The sequence below is a fragment of the Mycobacteriales bacterium genome (assembly GCA_035504215.1).
GTDB lineage: Bacteria > Actinomycetota > Actinomycetes > JAFAQI01 > JAFAQI01 > DATAUK01.
Map to the genome: position 1 here is coordinate 1 of DATJSI010000105.1, position 18,315 is coordinate 18,315.

Annotated in this window: 16 protein-coding genes and 1 tRNA gene; 5 read left to right on the forward strand and 12 right to left on the reverse strand. The window is 69.3% G+C overall.

Translation table 11 applies throughout. The annotated features are described in order from the left end of the window. A partial coding sequence (locus tag VME70_13010) for a GH25 family lysozyme (protein ID HTW21119.1) occupies nucleotides 1-996 on the reverse strand: 996 nt, incomplete at its 3' end. Between the two features lie 178 nt (nucleotides 997-1,174). On the opposite strand from VME70_13010, the gene VME70_13015 reads away from it, so the two are divergent. Together VME70_13015 and VME70_13020 are read left to right on the forward strand one after the other, a co-directional pair. Continuing rightward, nucleotides 1,175-1,675 (forward strand): MarR family transcriptional regulator, encoded by a 501-nt coding sequence (locus VME70_13015; GenBank protein ID HTW21120.1) that lies wholly within the window; start codon nucleotides 1,175-1,177, stop codon nucleotides 1,673-1,675. Nucleotides 1,676-1,682: 7 nt separating this feature from the next. Then, the gene (locus tag VME70_13020; GenBank protein ID HTW21121.1) at nucleotides 1,683-3,344 is read left to right on the forward strand and encodes an MDR family MFS transporter; all 1,662 of its coding nucleotides are present in this window, start codon (nucleotides 1,683-1,685) and stop codon (nucleotides 3,342-3,344) included. On the opposite strand, the gene VME70_13025 is transcribed toward VME70_13020, so the two are convergent. The 7 genes from VME70_13025 to VME70_13055 form a co-directional block, all read right to left on the reverse strand. Beyond that, entirely contained in the window at nucleotides 3,298-4,122 is an 825-nt protein-coding gene (locus VME70_13025; protein ID HTW21122.1) for an alpha/beta fold hydrolase, read from the reverse strand. The genes VME70_13020 and VME70_13025 overlap by 47 nt on opposite strands. A gap of 41 nt (nucleotides 4,123-4,163) precedes the next feature. Continuing rightward, nucleotides 4,164-5,798: a putative PEP-binding protein gene (locus tag VME70_13030; GenBank protein HTW21123.1), complete on the reverse strand. Its 1,635-nt coding sequence runs from the start codon at nucleotides 5,796-5,798 to the stop codon at nucleotides 4,164-4,166. A gap of 33 nt (nucleotides 5,799-5,831) precedes the next feature. After that, nucleotides 5,832-6,692 carry a phosphatase PAP2 family protein gene (locus VME70_13035; GenBank protein ID HTW21124.1) on the reverse strand — a complete coding sequence of 287 codons (861 nt, stop codon included), beginning with the start codon at nucleotides 6,690-6,692 and terminating at the stop codon, nucleotides 5,832-5,834. A gap of 187 nt (nucleotides 6,693-6,879) precedes the next feature. Next, a complete protein-coding gene (locus tag VME70_13040) occupies nucleotides 6,880-8,406 on the reverse strand; it encodes a fibronectin type III domain-containing protein (GenBank protein ID HTW21125.1) in 1,527 nt (508 codons plus the stop codon). A gap of 2 nt (nucleotides 8,407-8,408) precedes the next feature. Next, nucleotides 8,409-9,527 (reverse strand): hypothetical protein, encoded by a 1,119-nt coding sequence (locus VME70_13045; protein HTW21126.1) that lies wholly within the window; start codon nucleotides 9,525-9,527, stop codon nucleotides 8,409-8,411. Then, the gene (locus tag VME70_13050; GenBank protein ID HTW21127.1) at nucleotides 9,524-9,823 is read right to left on the reverse strand and encodes a hypothetical protein; all 300 of its coding nucleotides are present in this window, start codon (nucleotides 9,821-9,823) and stop codon (nucleotides 9,524-9,526) included. Before VME70_13050 ends, VME70_13045 begins: the two co-directional genes overlap by 4 nt. A gap of 73 nt (nucleotides 9,824-9,896) precedes the next feature. Continuing rightward, nucleotides 9,897-12,080, reverse strand: coding sequence for a tetratricopeptide repeat protein (locus VME70_13055; protein HTW21128.1), 2,184 nt, complete (start codon nucleotides 12,078-12,080; stop codon nucleotides 9,897-9,899). Nucleotides 12,081-12,188: 108 nt separating this feature from the next. Here VME70_13055 and VME70_13060 point away from each other — a divergent pair, with 108 nt between their 5' ends. After that, complete coding sequence (locus tag VME70_13060; GenBank protein ID HTW21129.1) at nucleotides 12,189-13,127, forward strand: TIGR03560 family F420-dependent LLM class oxidoreductase; 939 nt, start codon at nucleotides 12,189-12,191, stop codon at nucleotides 13,125-13,127. Here VME70_13060 and VME70_13065 read toward each other — a convergent pair. The 3 genes from VME70_13065 to VME70_13075 form a co-directional block, all read right to left on the reverse strand. After that, nucleotides 13,124-13,876, reverse strand: coding sequence for a DUF429 domain-containing protein (locus VME70_13065; GenBank protein HTW21130.1), 753 nt, complete (start codon nucleotides 13,874-13,876; stop codon nucleotides 13,124-13,126). The genes VME70_13060 and VME70_13065 overlap by 4 nt on opposite strands. 23 nt (nucleotides 13,877-13,899) lie before the next feature. After that, a tRNA-Ser gene (locus VME70_13070) sits at nucleotides 13,900-13,988 on the reverse strand. A gap of 39 nt (nucleotides 13,989-14,027) precedes the next feature. Beyond that, a complete protein-coding gene (locus tag VME70_13075) occupies nucleotides 14,028-14,573 on the reverse strand; it encodes a GNAT family protein (GenBank protein HTW21131.1) in 546 nt (181 codons plus the stop codon). Nucleotides 14,574-14,612: 39 nt separating this feature from the next. On the opposite strand from VME70_13075, the gene VME70_13080 reads away from it, so the two are divergent. After that, nucleotides 14,613-16,694, forward strand: coding sequence for an alpha/beta fold hydrolase (locus VME70_13080; GenBank protein ID HTW21132.1), 2,082 nt, complete (start codon nucleotides 14,613-14,615; stop codon nucleotides 16,692-16,694). A 239-nt stretch (nucleotides 16,695-16,933) separates the two neighbouring features. Here the strand turns inward: VME70_13080 and VME70_13085 are convergent, their stop codons facing one another. After that, nucleotides 16,934-17,698, reverse strand: a complete 765-nt coding sequence (locus VME70_13085; GenBank protein HTW21133.1) for a class I SAM-dependent methyltransferase — start codon at nucleotides 17,696-17,698, stop codon at nucleotides 16,934-16,936. Between the two features lie 84 nt (nucleotides 17,699-17,782). Between VME70_13085 and VME70_13090 the strand changes: the two genes are divergently transcribed. Next, entirely contained in the window at nucleotides 17,783-18,304 is a 522-nt protein-coding gene (locus VME70_13090) for a CGNR zinc finger domain-containing protein (protein ID HTW21134.1), read from the forward strand. Nucleotides 18,305-18,315 lie beyond the last annotated feature (11 nt).

The window sequence follows — 18,315 nt, forward strand, 5'->3', positions numbered from 1 at the left end:
GGTGACGGTGAACGTGTACGACGTCGATGTGCTGAGGCCGGTGAAAGTGGCCGATAGCGAGGTGCCACCCACGGTGACAACCTGGTTCCCCGGCGAAGCGGTGACCTGGTAGCTGGTCACCGGGCTGGTGCCGGCGTCACCGGGCATCCAGGAGATGGTGGCCGACGTACCTGCAACCGAGGTGTGGACTCCGACCGGCGGTGCGGGCGCGGTCGCCTTCCACGGCGTCGCGACGGTGCCGTTGGACAGCGTCGACCAAGGAAACCCGCTGGTCCCGACGAACTTGGAGATGTCGACGTCACCGTCGATGCCGCTGATGTGCGCCGTCGAGGTGTACTGCCACAGGTCGGACACCGGCGCGCGCCGCACGCCGAACTCCGCCATCCAGAGCGGATAGCGAGCCAGCGCGGTCGGATCGCCCAGGTCGTTGGTCCAGAACGACGGATACGTGTAGAGCATCGGGGTGCGGCCGGTGAGCGAGCGCATGTCGAGCAGGAAGTCCAGCGCCCACGTGACCAGCTGCCCGCGGTTCAGGCCGCCGGTGACCTCGAGGTCCAGCGCCGGCGGCAGCGTGTCAGCGGTAGTGACCGGGCCGATCGTCTTCGCGAACAGCGCCGCCTGGGCCTTCGCGGACGCCACGATCGGCGTCGCGGGGCGGGCGAAGTGATAGCTGCCGTGGACCAGGCCGGCCGCGAGCGAGTCCGCGTAGTCGTTGGCATACGGGCCGGCGAAGTAGGGATTGACGTACGACGTGCCCTCGGTGGCCTTGACGATGGCGAAGGACTTCCCGGACTTCTTGACCTTGGTCCAGTTGATCGGCTGCCCGTGCGGGTGCGCCTTGGTCGGGTGGGGGTGCTGGTAGGACGCCACATCCGGGCCCTTGTAGACCTTCGCCGCCACCGCTGACGGCAGGTTCACCAGCGAGACCGGCAGGCCAACCGCAGCGACGACGGCAGCGGTGGAGAGGACACGAACGACGAGGTGGCGACTGTGCATCAGGCTTACTCCGGCCGATGGGACGAGGGCTGGAGCGCGCGGGTTTGGTACGCACTCAGTAGTTGGTACGGCATTTGCCGCAGACCACTTAACCCGGTCGGCCGAACTCTTCTCAAGGAATGATTCGTCGTCCAAAATAGTTTGATTAGACGAACCAAACCATGTAGGGTGGCGAATCATGATCACGACGACAGCGGCCCCCGCTTCGGCGGAACACGCGTCCACGGCGACCGCCGCGCACCTGCTGGCGGCCTTCCGGACCGTCGTCAAGCGGCTCGAGCGCACCCCGATGCCGGTGGACGCCAGGACCCAGGAGAGCTGGAAGGCCTCGCCGCCGGCTCCCCGCCACGTCGCCGCCCTCATGCAGGTCGTCGCCGACGAACGGATGAGCGTCAGCACGCTGGCCGCCCGGCTGGGCGTCTCTCTGGCGACCGCCAGCCAGGTCGTCACCGACCTGGAGTCGGCGGGACTGGTCGAGCGGGTCGCCGACCCGTCCGACCGGCGCCGGACGCTCGTCCAGGTGGCCGACACCCATCGCAAGCTCGCCGATCTACTGCTCGACACCCGGCTGCGGCCGGTTCAGCGCGCACTCGACCGGATGCGTCCGGGCGAGCAGCGCGCGCTGCTGCACGGCCTCGAACTCCTCGCCGAAGAACTAGGGAACCCCAGCGATGTCTGATCTGGACATGAACACCGCACCTACCCAGCTGAGCCAGCGCCAGATCAGGCTGGTCTTCGCCGGCCTCATGCTCGGCATGCTGCTCGCCGCGCTCGACCAGACGATCGTCGCCACCGCGCTGCCGACCATCGTCGGCGACCTCGGCGGCCTCAACCACCTGTCCTGGGTGGTGACGTCGTACCTGCTCGCGTCGACGGTTTCGACGCCGCTGTGGGGCAAGCTCGGCGACCTCTACGGCCGCAAGCGCTTCTTCCAGGCCGCGATCGTGATCTTCCTGATCGGCTCCGCACTATCCGGGCTGTCGCAGAACCTGAACGAGCTGATCGCCTTCCGTGCCATGCAGGGCCTCGGCGCCGGCGGGCTGATCGTCGGAGCGCAGGCCATTATCGGCGACATCGTGCCGCCGCGCGAGCGTGGCCGTTACACCGGCCTGATCGGCGCGGTCTTCGCGGTCGCGAGCGTCGCCGGGCCGTTGCTCGGTGGTTTCTTCACCGACGACCTGACCTGGCGATGGGTCTTCTACATCAACCTGCCGATCGGCGCGATCGCGCTGTTCGTCGTTGCCGCCGTGCTGCACGCGCGCACCAGCCGGATCCAGCACGACATCGACTACCTCGGCGCAGCCGTCATGTCCGCTGCCGTCGTCGCGCTCATCCTGATGCTGACCTGGGGTGGCTCGACCTACTCCTGGGGGTCGCCGGTCATCATCATCCTCGGCATCGTCGCGGTCGCTCTGTTCGGCGTACTGATCGCCGTAGAGCAGCGCGCGAGCGAGCCGCTCGTGCCGCTGAAGCTGTTCGGCATCAGCGTGTTCCGGGTCTCGTTCGGCACCGGTGCGATCGTCGGTTTCTCGATGTTCGGTGCCCTGACCTTCCTGCCGCTGTTCCTGCAGATCGTGCACGGCGCATCGCCGACCAGCTCGGGCCTGCAGCTGCTGCCGATCATGATCTTCGTGCTGGTCATGGCGATCGTCAGCGGCCGCCGGATCACCGCAACCGGCACCTACCGCAGGTTCCCGATCCTCGGTACGGCGATGACGGCGGTCGCGCTCTACTTGTTCTCCCACATCGCTTGGAACACACCGTTCTGGCAGACCGCGATCTACATGGCGATCCTCGGCGCCGGGCTCGGCCTGACGATGCAGGTGCTGATCATCGCGGCACAGAACTCCGTTCCCTACCGCGAGCTAGGAGTCGCGACCTCGCTCGCGACGTTCTCACGGTCGATCGGCGGCTCGATCGGCGTTGCGGTGTTCGGCACGATCTTCGACAACCGGCTCGCGCAGAACCTTCCGAAGCACGTACCGACGCAGGCGCTCAAACATCTCCATGGAACGTCGGTCGCGGCGAACCCCGCGGCGGTCAAACAGTTACCGCCGTTGGTCCGGCACGGGCTTCAGGTCGCGTTCAGCGACTCGCTGCACGTCGTCTTCCTCGCCGCTGTTCCGTTCGCCGTCGTGGCGTTCGTCTTCGCGTTGCTGCTCAAAGAGATTCCTTTGCGAACCGCGACCGGTGCGCGGCCGGCTGCGGACGCCGCCTCAGCCGAGCCGGGTGAGCCGCTCGGCGAGACGCTGGGCGAGGCACTCGGCATGGGACCGGCCGGCGAGGAGCAGTACGAGCAGGTCAGCCCGCATCCGGTCGGCCCAGGAAATCCAGCAGCAGGCGGTTGAGCTCCTCGGGCACGTCGAGCTGCATCCAGTGCCCGGCGTTCTCGATTCGCTCGTAACGCCACGGCCCTTCGACGTACGCCTGCGAGCCGGTCATCTGCTTCTCGATGAGCGCGGTGTCGTGCCGGCTCCACACCCCGAGCACCGGGCAGCGGATCGGCGGTAGCTCCGGTGGCGGGTTGATGATCGTGCGTGGATGGGCGTTGGCGCGATACCAGTTGAAGCTCGCGGTCAGCGCCCCAGGCCGGTCCAGCGCGGCGAGCACGTCGTCCCGGTCACGGTGGCTGGCAAGCATCTGTGCACCGAACCGGCCGAACCACTGTTCGGCCACCACGGGTACGTCGAACAGCAGCATGTAGAGGGAGCGCATCCGCTGCTCGAACCCGGCGTCGCTGAATGCCTTCGGGTGGCCGACCGACAGCGCCACGAGCCGCTCGACCCGGTCGGGCACGAACGCCGCGAACCCCCAGGCCGCCACCGCGCCCCAGTCGTGTGCGACGACGGTCGCCCTCGAAACCTCGCACGCGTCGAGTACGGCGATCATGTCCTCGACCGTCTTTGCCAGCTTGTAGTCGGCGACATCCGGTGGCGCCTCGGATGCGCCGAATCCCCGAAGGTCTGGCGCGATGGTGCGCAGGCCCGCCCCTGTCAGCGCCTGGACCTGGTGCCGCCACAACCGGTGCGAGTCCGGCCAGCCGTGCATGAACAGCACGGGTTCGCCGTCGTCCGGACCGTCGACGAAAACCTCGATACCGACCCCGCCCGCGCCCGTGACTCGCACCCGTGGACGGTAGCGGCCCGACCCGGTCCGACTCGAACCGGCTAAGACCCGCCGGAGGGATCCAGCGCCGCGCGCACCCTCGCGCGCGCCTCGGACGGGCCGTCGGCAGACACCGCGGCAGCTGCCAATCGGACGCAGTCGTCGAAGCTCTGGCGGGCCAGGGTCGACCGCACATCGGCGATCGCGCGCGGTGCGACCGACAGCGCGGCCGCGCCGAGCCCGACGAGCACGAGGGCCAGCAGCGGGTCGCTCGGCGCTTCACCGCAGACGGTCACTGCCCGGCCGGCGATCGCGCCGGCCCGCAGGACAGTGGCGACCAGATCGAGAAACGCGGGTTGCCACGGGTCGAGCAGGTCGGACAGCTCGCTGTCTGCGCGGTCGGTCGCGAAGGTGTACTGCGCAAGGTCGTTGCTTCCGATCGACACGAAGTCGACGACACGAAGCAGGTCGGCTGCGCGCAGCGCAGCCGCGGGCACCTCAACCATCACGCCGGCGGTGGTGACCCCGGCCGCCCGCGCCTGAGCCGCGAACCAGGCGGCTTCGGCCGCGGTCGCGACCATCGGCGCCATCACCCGCACCTCGGCGGTACTGCCGCGCGTGGCGGTCGCGATCGCGGTCAGCTGGTCCGTGAGCAAACCGGGGTGGCGACGGGCGACCCGGAGACCGCGAACCCCGAGCGCCGGGTTCGGCTGGTCGCCGAGCTGGACGAACGACGCGGACTTGTCCGCACCGATGTCCAGGGTGCGCACGGTCACCGGGCGCCCGGGGAAGGCGTCGAAGACCTCTCGGTAGGCCGCCGCCTGTTCGGCGATCGCGGGCGGCTCGAGCCGATCCAGGAAGGCGAACTCGGTCCGGAACACGCCGACCCCCTCGGCGCCCGCGTCGACGGCGTCCGCCACGTCCCCGCGGCTGCCGACGGCGGCCATCAGCTGCACGGGCCGGCCGTCCCTGGTCCGGCCCGGCCCGCGGTCGTGGTCCGCGCTTCGTGAGCCGGTGGCCGCGCGACCGACCGCGCCCACCGCGGAGGGGTCCGGATCCGCGACCACCTCGCCGGCCGACCCATCGACCAGCACGCGCTGCCCGCTGCGCAAAGCAGCGACTCCGGGACAACCCACCACAGCGGGTATGCCGAGCGATTTCGCCAGCACCGCCGTGTGGCTGGTCGGCCCACCGCGTTCGGTGACGATCGCCAACACCTGGTCCGGGTCGAGCCCGGCGGTGAGAGCCGGCGACAGGTCGCGCGCAACCAAGACGTACGGCGTCGGCTGGACCGGGATGCCGGGAGGCGGCTCACCCAGCAGCCGCGCGACGACGCGATCGCGAATGTCGTCGAGCTCCACCCGGTCGGGCACCGCCCGCATCGGATCGGCTGCGCGCATGTCCCGGTAGGCGCTGAACCCTTCCCACGCCGCCCGCGGCGCGGCCCGCCCGGAGCCGACCAGCTGCTCGACGAGCGCGCGGAGCGACGGGTCGCGCAAGATTCGCGCCTGCCGGACGAGGACGGCGCCCGAAACACCGGCCCGGGTGGCGAGCTGCTCGAGCTCACCCCCTACTTCATCCAACGCCGCCGTTGCGCGCTCCCGCTCGGCAGGAGCGTCGACGGGTGCGCTGTCGCGTGCCGGCAGAACCGGACCGTGCACTCTGGCCACCGGCCCGGTGGCAAGGCCACCGCTCACGCCGAGGCCGGTATAGGTCGCCGGCACCGCAGCTCAGGTGGTCGACGAGGGCGGCGGGTGTTCCGTCGCCACCGGAAGCAACTTCGACCAGCCGATCCGGCCGAACAGCCACGCCATTACCGTGCCCAGCAACACCGCGGCAACCCCACCCACCACGTCGAGCAAGTAGTGGTTCGCCGTGGCCACCACCACGATCGACAGCACGATCGGATAGAGCACACCGAGCCAACGGGTCACTCGATGCTTGCCGTGCTTGACCAGCTGCCACCCGGACCACAGCGCCCAACCGACGTGCAGCGAGGGCATCGCGGCGTACTGGTTGGTGTCATGCCCGAACCCGCGTGGTGCGCTCGCCGCCTTGCCCCACCAGCCGTAATGCGAGTACTTCGCCATCGTGTCGATGAAGCCGCCGAGCAGGCGGGGTGGCGCGACCGGGTAGAGGCTGAAGCACGCGAGGCCGATCAACGTCGTGAACAGCAGCACGTTCCGCGCGCCGCCGTAGAACGGCGGGTGCCGCCGCCACAACCAGATCAAGACGATCGGCGTGACGACGTAGTGCAGCGTCGCGTAGATGTAGTCCGACGGCACGGCCAGCAGCACGTGCGGGGAGATGGCCTTGTTGAGCCAGTGCTCGGGTGCGATGTTCCACCGCTGCTCGAAGTTGAAGATCGCCCGGCCGTGTGAGATCGCCCCGTCGTGGTCGCCCGCGACGAGGAAGCGGGTCACGTCGTAAAGGGAGTAGGTCCCGACGATGAGCACGATCTCGCGGAAGCCGCGGATCGCCATCCAGGTCTTGCGGCGCGCGCGCAAGCGGCGGTGCCAGTGGGCCAGCCGGCCGCGAACCCCGGAGGCGTTGCGGCCGGCGGACACGAAGTCGAGACGCTGGTCAGTCACGTGCACTCCCCTCGCCAGCGTCCCGAAAACGCCATTTTCCCACGCTGTGGCGACCTCTTTTCAGGCAGCGTGAACCGTCCCCGCGGTATTCCGAGGACCCTAACCCTTGTTCCTGCGCCGGCGTCGAGCGCGGACCACCGCACTGCGCCGCGGGTACGACGGGGCGAATCCGGTTCGGTCAGCGGCCTCAGTGCGTGTCGGCGTGCTTGCGGGCGGACGCGGGGCCGGTGCCGATCGTGTTCGTGGCGGTCGCATAGACCTCGTAGGTTGAATGACGCTTCAGCCCCGAAACCGTGACCGTGAGCTTGCTCGGCTTCACGTGCTGGGTCTTGACGGTGACCAGCGTGCACTTCTTGTGATGCGGCTGACAACCGAGCACGGTGAGGCGGTAGCTCGTGATCGTCTTGTCCCCATCGCTGGCCGGCGGTGTGATGCGCACCTTCGCGGAGTGATGCCCGGTCTTCTCCACCTTGACCGTCGGCGCACCCGGAGCGGTCTTCAGGTGGAAGATCCCGATCGCGCCGTCGACACCGTCGTTTCCGCCCGGCTGCTTCGAGGCGGAGTCGGAAGAAAAGCCGACACCGAGACACTCGGTCTGCACCGGGCATGCGACTCCCTGCAGGTAGCCACCGCGGGAGTTGGTCGTCGTACCCGGCTTTCCTGATGCCGACACGAGGTCGCTGGTCCAGCTACCCACGAACTCGCCAACGGCCAGGTAGTACGACGAGTTGACCCGCGCGATCGCATAGAACTGCGAGGTCGAGGTCACCTCGATCTCTTTCCCGCTGAGTTTCGAGCCGAGATGCTCGACCCAGCCTTGGAACTGCCCGAACATCGGCAGGTCCTGCACCTCCGCGCCCTCGCAGGAGCTTGCCGACTCGCAGGCGATGCCCTCGATGCCCGAGGCGGAACCCGTCTGCACGACGCCGGAGATGGCGGAGTGCTTGGAGATCTCCATCTCCTCCGCCGATGCACCGACAGACGCGCCGCCCGCGTAGCAGATCGTCGACGTCGGGCAGGTGACGGCCGCGGCATAACCGGCGGTGTCGTTGAGTACCACGTCGTCGGTCGGCGAGCTCTTCAGGTCGATCGAGGCGAACACAGCGATCGGCTGGTCGAGCAGGGTCTTGGTGTTGTGGTAGGCGTAACCCACCGCCATGCAGCGGGTGGAGGACCAGCAGTCGACGCCACGGAACTCCGAAGAGATGACCGTGGTGGCGCTGGTCTGGTCGATGAACGACAGCTTCCCCCCGTGCCACAGCCACGCTTCGGCGACCTCGCCCGACTTCGACGTCGGCGTTCCCTCACCGACGACCACGCAACGCGTGACCGTCACGCAGGAGACGCCGTAGAAGACCGAGGTCGCGTCGCTGGAGATCAACGGCTTGCCCGGCTTGCCGTCGGTGACGGGATACAGCACGCCCCCGTCGATTGCGCCCTTGCCCGTCCCGGCGCCGTAACCGACCGCGACACAGTGCTTCACGGAAACGCAGCTGATCGCCAACATCTCGTAGGCGTCCGGCAGATGCGTGATCGACGGCACCGAGATCTTCGGTCGGCCGCTGCCCGCCGAATGCTTCGCGGCCGCCGTGTGGTGAGCCGGGGTCGGCGGGCTTGCCCCCGCCGGGCCCGATCCCGCGACCCCGCCGAGGCACAGCAGCCCAGCCGCCGCGAGTGTGGCGGCAGCGCGGGTGCGGTGCCCCGGCCGCGGCATCGCTACTTGCTGACCTTCAGCGCACGAGCCGAGGAGTAGCCGAACTCCACGTAGCCGGCGTGGTCGCTCGCCACCGCGCGGTAGTCGAAGGTGCCCGCACTGCTGGCTTTGATCGTGAAGCTGAAGGCTCCGCTCTTCGACTCCTTCGTCGATGCGACGTCGTACCACCGGCCCTTCTTCTCGATCTGCAGCTCGACCTTGCGTCCCTTCGACGCCGGGCTCGCCTTGCCTTTTGCGGTGACCTTCTTCCCCTTGTGGACGCTGGACTTGCTGAGCGAGAACGAGACTCTCTGCTTCTCGAGGACCGGGAAGCCGCGCGCGTCGGTCGAACCGCTCGCCCCGGTGCCGAGCACCAGGCCGCTGCCGTTCGCGTCGAGCGCCGCGCTGAACGACGTGTCCCTGATCGCGTTGCCCAGGTTGGTCGGGTGGCTCCAGTGCGTCCCCTTGGTCGTGGACAGCTCGAGCAGGTCATAGCTGGGGGAAGCGAACTCCGACTCGAGGAACAGGTGAGTGGTGCCGGACGGGTCCCGGTCGATGCCGGCCCACAGCCCCAGACTGTGTTCCGAGTAGCCGGGAACGACATGCGCCGAGCCGTAGCTCGACCCGTTGAACAGCCGGAGCAGGATGTGGTCCTTGCCGGTCGTCTGCTGGGTGAGCAACGCGCTGCCGGACATCCCCAGCAGATACTCATGCGGGAAGCTCGCAACGGTCTTGTACGAGCCCGCAGAGTTGAAGTTCTTACCCGAGGACGCGTACTGCACCTTCGTGGTGTAGTCCGACCCGAGGATGTCCTCGCCCACCAACAGTCCGCTCTTGTAGCTGCCGAGTGCCTCGCCGCTCGGCTGGGTCGCTTCGACCGTCGTCGGCCCCGCGGATGGGCTGGTCGCATCGTCCGGGATGCTCTCGACCTCGGTGCCGAGGCTCGGGTCGCTGCCGACGAACGCGATGTTCCCGCCGATCAGGACCGCTGCGTTGACGTCGATCGCGCTGACCTCGTGGGCGGTAAAGACCGCGCCGCCGTCGGTCGATGTCCACAGCTGGTCACCGTTCGGGTCCGCGTCACAGCACCCCGCCTGAAGCACCACGATCGTCGAGGACGACAACGCAAAGACCTGGGTCACGTCCTCGATGTCGTTGCTGCCGGACGGCGAGAGCTGGGTGTCGTGGGTGCACGAGTGCCGCCGCGCTTGAGCACGCAGACCCTGGTCGCGCCTTGGTGGTTCTTCGTCGCCACGCCCCAGGCCACTACCAGATCGCCGTTGGGCATGATGGCGACGCTTCCGGCGTCCGCGGCCGTCCCGAGCTTGAAGGGGGCTGCCTCCGGCTGCGGGTCGCCCTTCTCGCCCTTGGCGTGAGCGGCGGCCGGGCTGGCCATTGCGGTGAACAGGCACAAGGCCGCGGCGGCGGCGGCGAACATGGATCGTCGTACGTGCATTGGGATCTCCCGGTGCGGACGCGGTGCGCGTGACAGCGGTACGGCGAGGCTGACGCTATGCGTCTCGGAACGGCGTGGGAATCCTGGGAACCATGTAATCCGAGCGGCTCGAGTCGCCCGGCTCCGAGTCGGCGGCGACCGCCAAGCCGTGCTTGAGCGCATAGCGAGCGGCCTCGACCCGGCCGCGCAGGCCGAGCTTCTGGTAGATCGTCGCGAGATGCCGCTCGACGGTGGCGACACTGATGCTGAGCGAGTCGGCGATCTGCTTGTTCGACGCCCCGGTCGCGAGCGAGCGAAGGATCTGAGCCTGCCGCGCCGTGAGCCCACCCGGGAGTGGCAGCGTCGTCGGGTGCCCGATGTCGGACAAGGTGGCGCGGATCCGGGCCAACTGCTCCGGCCGCTCGGTTGCGGTGGACAACGCCTCGGCCTCGCGCAACCTGGCGACCGCCTCGTGACTGCGGCCGAGCGCGTGCAGCGCCCGTGCCAGCCCGCACAGGGCCGGGACGAGATCGTGGGCTCCGCCGGACGCCCGGTAGGCGTCCAGCGAGGTCTCGAAATGCCCGACCGCACCGAGCTGGTCACCGCCGGTCGCTGCCGCGTCGCCGAGGTTGCACTCGATCGTGGCAAGCAGCTGGAGGTCCCCGAGGTCGGCGGCGATGCCGGCCGCCTCGTAGAGCGCGTCGAGCGCCTGACCGACATAGCCGAGCCGGATCAGCACGTCCGAGAGGTTCGCGAGCCCGATCGCCACCGTCCTCGGCTCGCTCAAGCGCCGCTTGACCAGCAACGACTCCTCGAACCGCCGGGCCGCCTCGACCAGATCCCCGTCGTCGAGCGCGAGCAGCGCCATGTTGTTCAGCGCCGACGCCAGCCCACGGTCGTCGCCGAGCGAGCGCCGGAAGTTCATCGCCTGCTCGAAGTAGCGGCGGGCCGGTCCACGATGCCCCAGGTAGCGCTCCGCAGAGCCCAGCGCCGTCGCCGCCCGCGCGCAGCCGTCGAGATCGTCGAGGGTCTGAAAGGTTTCGAGCGCCCGGGTGGCATGGTCGATCGCGTCGGGGTAGTCACCGCTCTCGACCTCAAGCACCGCAACCGCGCACCACGCTCCGGCGACCGCGGACGGGCTTGCGTCGCGGGACCACTTCAAGAACTCGCGCAGCCAGCGCCGTCCGTCGGCGAGCCGTCCGGTGGTCAGCCACCACAGCCAGAGGTCCGCGCTCATCGCGAGGCCCAGATCACGTTCGCCGGCGTCGAGCGCCCAGGTCAGCGCCGCGTCGATGTCGGCGCTCGCCTTGTTCATCCGCGTCACCCAGTCCGCCCGGTCGACGCTGAGCAGGCCGTCCTCACTGGCGGCCGCAAGCTCGGCGAAGTGCTGAGCGTGCCGGGAACGGACGTCACCGGCACCGTCGGAGCCGGCCGACAGGTGCCGGCCGAACTGCCGGAGCACGGCCGGCATTCGATAGGCGTGCTCGGTCGGCCCCGGCTCGACGACCAGCCACGAGCCGGCAGCGAGCCGGCGAACGTACGCCGCGGTCGTCGCCAGGTCGCGGTCTACGACCGGGGCGGCGTCACTGAGCGCGAAGGAGTGCTCGAACACCGCGAGCGCACCGACGAGCTCCTGCACGGCAGGTTCGAGAGCGTCGTAGCCGGTGCGGATCGCCGCGTCCAGTGCCGGCATCGACGAGCCGGTCACGCCCGCTGCCGTACCGCCCGGGTACAGCAAGGCCAGCCCGTGCTCGGCGATCTGGTGCACCGACAGCGTGCCGACCCAGGCCGCCAGCGTGTCGATCGCGAGCGCAGCGCCGTCGACCGCGTGACAGATCTCCGCCACCGCGGGTGCCGACTGGTCGGTCACCACGAAGTCCGGCTCAACCTCGTGGGCGCGGCGCACGAACCGCAGGCCGGCCTCGCTCGCCACGACCGCACCGGCGTCGGCGCCTGGCGGGGGGCACGGAAGCACGGCGAGCGGCCAGCCGGCCGCGCGCGCTGTCCGGGATGTGACCGGCTGCTCCGCGGGCGCCGGGCGAGCGGCTTCGAGCTGCTCGAACCGAGCCCGGCCGGCCGCCGACATCCGATGCCGGCCGCCTTCCCAACGGTTGACGGTCGCGAAGGAGACCTGGAGTTGCTTGGCCAGCTGCTCCTGGCTCAGGCCGAGCCTGGCTCGCACCGCGCGGACCCGGGTCGCGACCTCAGCGAGGGCCGGGTCGGGCTCCCGGGGTGACGGCACGGAACGGCGCGGCGGCACCGCAGCTCCTGACTCGACCCGCTACGCGCGCAGTGTCGCTCCCCCGCGGCTTGTTATAACACGCGGTCCGCCGCCGGGCCGCCGGCGTGCACGGCCTAACCTGCGGCCATGACCTTTCGGATCTTCACCGAGCCGCAGCAGGGTGCGTCGTACGACCAGCTGCTCGCCGTCGCGAGCACCGCTGAGGAGTGCGGGTACGGCGCGTTCTTCCGCTCGGACCACGTGCTGAAGATGGGGTCGGTGTCCGGGCTGCCGGGCGTGACCGACGCGTGGATCACGCTGGCCGGGTTGGCCAGGGACACCACCTCGATCCGGCTCGGGACACTCGTGACCCCAGTGACCTTCCGCGACCTGGGCATGCTCGCGGTGGCAGTCGCGCAGGTCGACCAGATGAGCGGCGGCCGGGTGGACGTCGGCCTCGGAGCCGGTTGGTACGACGAGGAGCACGCCGCGTTCGGCGTACCGTTCCCTGCGGTCGGCGACCGCTACGACCGGCTCGAGGACCAGCTGGCGATCCTGCACGGGTTGTGGACCGCGCCGGCCGGTGCGACCTTCGAACACTCCGGGATCACCCGCCAGGTGTCGATCAGCGCCGACACCGTGCGACCCGCCCGCCAACCGCACCCACCGATCATTCTCGGCGGCCGGGCCGGGGAGCGGTCGGCGCGACTGGCGGTCGCGTACGCGGACGAGTACAACAGCGCGTTCGTACCGGTCGAGACGATGCGCGAGGTGCACGATCGGATCCGGCGCGCGTGCGAGAGCGGGAACCGGGATCCGTCGTCGATCACGTACTCGGTCGCGCAGGTGCTCTGCTGCGGTACGGACGACGCGGAGATCGCTCGCCGCGCAAAGGCGATCGGCCGCGAGGTCGACGAGTTGCGGGAGAACGGTCTGGCCGGCACGCCCGCGGAGGTACTGGACAAGATCGGCACCTTCATCGATGCGGGCGCGCAGCGGCTCTACCTCCAGGTGCTCGACCTGTCGGATCTCGACCACCTGCGGTTGGTGGCTGAACAGGTGATGCCGCACGCGGCGGGGATCTAGCTGCGCGTGCCGATCGCGAGCTCGCCCAACGGTCCGTTCGGTACGACGATCCAACCCTCGGTCTTTGCCACGCGCGCCTGCTCGGCATCGGGAGTCGTGACCCGGCCGATGGCGGCAGCGCGCGCGATCATCGCGCAGACGATCGCGTCGAGTGCGTCGTCGGAGCCGTGACAGAGCGCGAGCTGATCGGCGTCGATCCGCAGCTGTGGCAACGCCGCGCGCAGGTCACTGAGAATCGCCTCGCGGGTGGTGATGCCGGAGGGGCCCTTGTAGCGAGGCCGGTAGATGCCCCAGGCGCGCAGCGCAGCCGCGGGATATGCCTCGACCACGATGCCGCTGCCGGCCCGGTCGATGGCGCAGCCGCCGGCAGCGAGTGCGGAAAGGATGCCGGCAACGCGCATCGCGGTGTGCCCGATCAGATCCGCAGCGACGCTGAGCGGTCGTGCGCCGCTCTGCGCGATCAACGCGAGGTCGGTGGCGCGGTACACCAGGTGGCGACGCGCGGCGAGGTCGGTGGGCGCGAGCGGGCGACCTTCGCGATGGGCGAGGACGAAGTCGACGAACGGCTCGGGCCAGCCGAGCGGGCAGTCGATCCCCGCCTTGTCCGCCGTACCGACCAGACCGATGATGTCGGCGTCGGAGCAGTTCAGGGTGAGATGTGTGACGACGACATCGCTCGGGCGCCACTCGACCACCGCGCTCGCCGTCTTGCGCGGCTCGGCCGCCATGTCGATCCCGACCGTCCGCACGAACCCATCGTCCCGCGAGCCAGCGGAGGGCGTGGGATTCGAACCCACGATGACGCTTCCGCGCCATAGCGGTTTTCAAGACCGCCGCCATCGGCCACTAGGCGAGCCCTCCGAGTGCCGAGGCTACGGCAGCCACCCTCGTTGATCTTGATCACGAAGCGGGGTGGCGGGGGTTCCAGTCGTCGGCAAGCAGGCCGAGGATCACCTCGTCGAGGAACCGGCCGGTGACCCAGGCGGTGCTGCGAAGCGTTCCCTCGATGACGAAGCCGGAGTTCTCCGCGGCGGCGATCATCGCCGCGTTGTCGGCGAGCGTGTCGACCTGCAGCCGGTGCAGTCCGCGCACGACGAACCCGTAGTGGCACAGCACCGCAACCACGTCGGCGCCGTAACCACTACCGCGAGCGGCCGGGAAGAGCGAGACGCCGAGATGCGCCATCCGGTTGTAGCTGTCGATCCCCCACAGCAGGGCGGAGCCCACCAAGGCATCGTCCGAGAGGGTGACGACCGAGAACGGCGCGGCGTCACCGAGTGTGGCGTCGACCGCGAAGGGTGAGGCTGCAGACTCAACCGGAATCGGACGCCAGGGCCGCGAGTCCGACCGGGACCTGATCTCGACGTCGTCGTAAAGCTCGGCATGCAAGATCGGTACGTCGGCCGGTCGCCGGGCTCTCAACCCGACCAGCTCGCCTCGCAACATCGCTGTCGCTCCTGCCCGCGGTTGTGATGAGAATGCGGCGTGCATCTTCCCACTTCGCGAGTTCTCGCCGTGCTCACGCTCTTCGCCGCTGCTCTCGTCGGCGCTGCACCGACCGCGCTCACCTCGGCCGGCAGTGCCGCGATCAGACCCGGTGCCGCGATCAGAACCGGTGCCGCGACCGAACCCATCGCGACCAAACCCGGTGCCACCATCTCGGTCGGGTCGTTGACCTTGCACCGCTGCCATCTCGCGCTCGGCAACCGACCGACGTACTGCGGCTCGATCAAAGCTCCGCTGGACTACCACTCGGCGAAGGACGGCACGATCACCGTCGGCTTCGGCTGGGTCCCCGCCAGCCATCCCGTCACCGGCCACAAACCGACCACGATCGTGGCGGAGGAGGGCGGCCCGGGCTACCCCTCGACCGGGACCGCACCGGACTACGTCGCGATGCTCGGCAACTCGCTGCTCGCCACCAACAACCTCCTGCTCGTAGACGAACGCGGCACCGGCAGGTCGACTCCGATCGACTGCAAGGCGATGGAGCACCTCTACATCGTCACGACCACGCGCACGTTCCTGCACACCGTGCACGAGTGCGGCGAGTCACTGAATCATCGCTTTCCTCGCGAGGGCGGAGGCTTTGTGCACGCCTCGGACCTGTTCACCACCGCAAACGCGGCACGGGACATGGCCCTGGTCATCAACGATCTCGACACCGGACCGGTCGCGCTGTACGGCGACTCCTACGGCACCTATTTCTCGCAGTCGTTCCTGTCCCGCTACCCGAGCCTGCTGCGATCCGTCACCCTCGACTCGGCGTACGAGGCGCGCGATCTCAGCCCTTGGTACCACACGACGGTCACCAGCGCGCGGCGCGCGTTCGACATCGCATGCCGCCGCAGCACCGCCTGCCACGCGGCCGCGCCGGGCAAGTCGTGGCATCGGATCACCGAGCTGGCTCGACTCCTGCGCAAGCACCCATTCAGTGGCGACGCGCCCGGTCTCGACGCCAAGAACGTCCGCGTGCGCATGAACATCACGTCGCTTGTCAACATCGTCAACGACGCAGGTTACGACTTCGACCCCTACCGCCAGCTCGACGCTGCAGCGCGGGCCTACCTCGAACACCGGGACGGCACACCACTGCTTCGCCTCTACGCGCAGGACATCGGCTGGGACTACGGCGACTACAACGCCGCGGCGACGTACTACTCCGACGGGCAGTACTACGCGGTCGGCTGCACCGACTATCCCCAGCTGTTCGACATGCACGCGACGCCCGCGACCCGACGCAAGCAGTTCGCCAAGGCAGAGGCGCAGTATCCGGCGCATGCATTCGCGCCGTTCACGGTGAAGGAGTGGGTCGCGGTGAACCCGTTCACCGAGACCTACCACGCGTGTACGGCGTGGCCCCGCACGGTCCATAAGGCCGACCCGCCCGTGCCGCCGCACGTCTCGATGGACGCGACGCACGTGCCGGTGCTGATCCTCAACGGGGAGCTCGACTCGCTCACCCCGGCCGCCGGCGGCGCGCACATCCACCGCCAGATCGGCTCCGCATCGCGCGCGATCGTGACCGCCAACACTGTCCACCTCGTCGGGCTCGACGACCGCTACGGCTGTGGGCAGCGCCTGGTCCGGCGCTTCATCGCGAAGCCGAGCGCGTTGCACTCACTCGACGCGAGCTGTGCGAACCATGTGCCGTCGGTCCGCACCGTGGGGGTCTACCCGCTCACGGTTGCTGAGGCGCAACCGGCACACGGCACCGCGTCGCTCACGACACGCAGGCTCGCCTCGGTCGCGCTCGACGCGGCCGGGGACGAAGCCATCCGGTACGACTACGTCGACGGTAACCGCGATGTCGGGCTGCGCGGCGGAACGGTTCGCTACCACGCCGGGTCGGGCTCGTCCTGGGTAGCGGTGCTGCACCTGGTCCGGTGGACCGACGACAGCACGGTGTCGGGACACGTGACGTTCTCGCCGTACGGACTGTCCGGCACGGGCGCGGTCACGATCGACGGACCGGGCGGCCGCCATCTGAAATGCCGCCTGTCGTGGCGCGGCGCGAAGGCCACGATCGTGGCCGGCGGCCACACCTTGCGTGCGCCGGCACCCTGACACCCTGACCCTCGATGACGCCCACTCGATCATCGGGTGGCTGACTGCGGATGCCGGCACGGTCAAACCCGTCTAGCGACTACGACGGGTGCGCGCATAGGAGCGGACGATCGCACGCTCGCGAGCACGCTCGGCCTGCACGCGCAGTTCACGCGTGCGCTCCGCAGCTGCTGCTGCCAACACACTGGTGTGCATCGTCTGTCACCTCCTCACGTGGTCTCTCGTCGGACAAGTCATTGCTATCGGACGCCTACGACAGCGGCGTCGGTCAGACCGCGCCAGATCAGGCCGGCTTCGGCGAAGCCAGCTGCTCGCAGCGCGGCGATGTGCCAGTCCGCGGGATTCACGGACTCCGTGTGCGCGGAGCCACCACGTCCCGCGAAGTGCGCCTCGCGTTCTGCCACCGCATCCGCCAACGCGGGCTCGGTTCGCAGCCGGTCCCACCAGCCGTCCCAGTCGACTGCGCCGGGCACCGCCTGAGCCCGCTCCTGGCGGGACTCTTCGAGCGCGGTCAACGCGCCACTGAGCCCGGGCAGTCCGGCATCGGGGATGTGGTCGGCGTTCGCGAAGACCCCGCCTGCACGCAGCACCCCGGCCACGTCGCGGTAGACCTTCGCCACGTCCTCGGCCCGCAGCCAGTGCAACGCGGTCGCCGTCAGTACGGCGTCGAACGGTTGCGTCCCGAGCTGCTCGGTCCAGCCGGGCTCGGCGAGGTCGGCCGCGACGACCCGGACGCGGTCGTCATCGGCGAAGGTCGCTCGCGCGATCGCCAGCAGCGCCGCGTCGATGTCAACGACAACCGAGGTCGCACCGGGGAAGCGCTCGAGAGCACGCAAGGTGATCGACCCGGTTCCGCCGGCCAGGTCGAGGATCCGCGGTTCGCTGCCCACGGCCGCCTCCACCGCGTCGAGCATCGCGGCGAAGCGTTGCTCGCGGTCCGGCAGGTAGGTCTGCTGTTGCCGGTCCCACTCAACTTGAAGCTCACGCCAGTCCACAGTCGTCACCACTCCTCCTTGGCAAGTCCGGGGCGTAATAGTTAGCAGCGGTTGTTAACTGTTACTCTACCCGACGTCAGGTAAGATGCACAAATGGACTTTGGCCATTACGCCGAGGGGGCCGCGGACCTCGTCAACGCCGACCTGAGCAGCCTCGAGGCGCTCGAAGCGTTTCTCGACGATCGCGACTGGCTGCAGAAGCGGGCGAGCAGCTCTGACCTGCGCCCGCTGCGCCGGTTCGCCGCCGAGCTCGGCGAGGTGATGGACGACTCCGCGGCCGGCGACGAGGTCGCCGTGGTCGACCGGCTCAATGCCCTGCTCGAGCAGCATCCGGTGCGGCCGCGGATCTCCGGGCACGATGCCGAAACCTGGCATCTGCACGTCAATGACAGCACCGACTCCGTCGCCTCGATCGTGATCGGTGAGGCGCTGTTCGGGATGACCCTGGCGGTCACCGAGCTGGGCGCAGACCGGTTCGGCCGCTGCGCCGCCGTCAACTGCCGCAGCGCCTTCTTCGACGCCACCGCCAACCACTCGAAGCGGTTCTGCTCCTCGCGCTGCGCGACCCGGACCAACGTCGCGGCCTACCGGCAGCGGCAGGCCGGCTCGGCATGAGCCGGCGTACG

What these genes read in the sequence shown, in the direction of transcription:
- VME70_13040 (HTW21125.1), bottom strand. Translation starts at nt 8,406, where the DNA reads ATGCCGCGGCCGGGGCACCGCACCCGCGCTGCCGCCACACTCGCGGCG.
- VME70_13050 (HTW21127.1), bottom strand. Translation starts at nt 9,823, where the DNA reads ATGTTCGCCGCCGCCGCCGCGGCCTTGTGCCTGTTCACCGCAATGGCC.
- VME70_13060 (HTW21129.1), top strand. Translation starts at nt 12,189, where the DNA reads ATGACCTTTCGGATCTTCACCGAGCCGCAGCAGGGTGCGTCGTACGAC.
- VME70_13020 (HTW21121.1), top strand. Translation starts at nt 1,683, where the DNA reads ATGAACACCGCACCTACCCAGCTGAGCCAGCGCCAGATCAGGCTGGTC.
- VME70_13090 (HTW21134.1), top strand. Translation starts at nt 17,783, where the DNA reads ATGGACTTTGGCCATTACGCCGAGGGGGCCGCGGACCTCGTCAACGCC.
- VME70_13015 (HTW21120.1), top strand. Translation starts at nt 1,175, where the DNA reads ATGATCACGACGACAGCGGCCCCCGCTTCGGCGGAACACGCGTCCACG.
- VME70_13075 (HTW21131.1), bottom strand. Translation starts at nt 14,573, where the DNA reads ATGTTGCGAGGCGAGCTGGTCGGGTTGAGAGCCCGGCGACCGGCCGAC.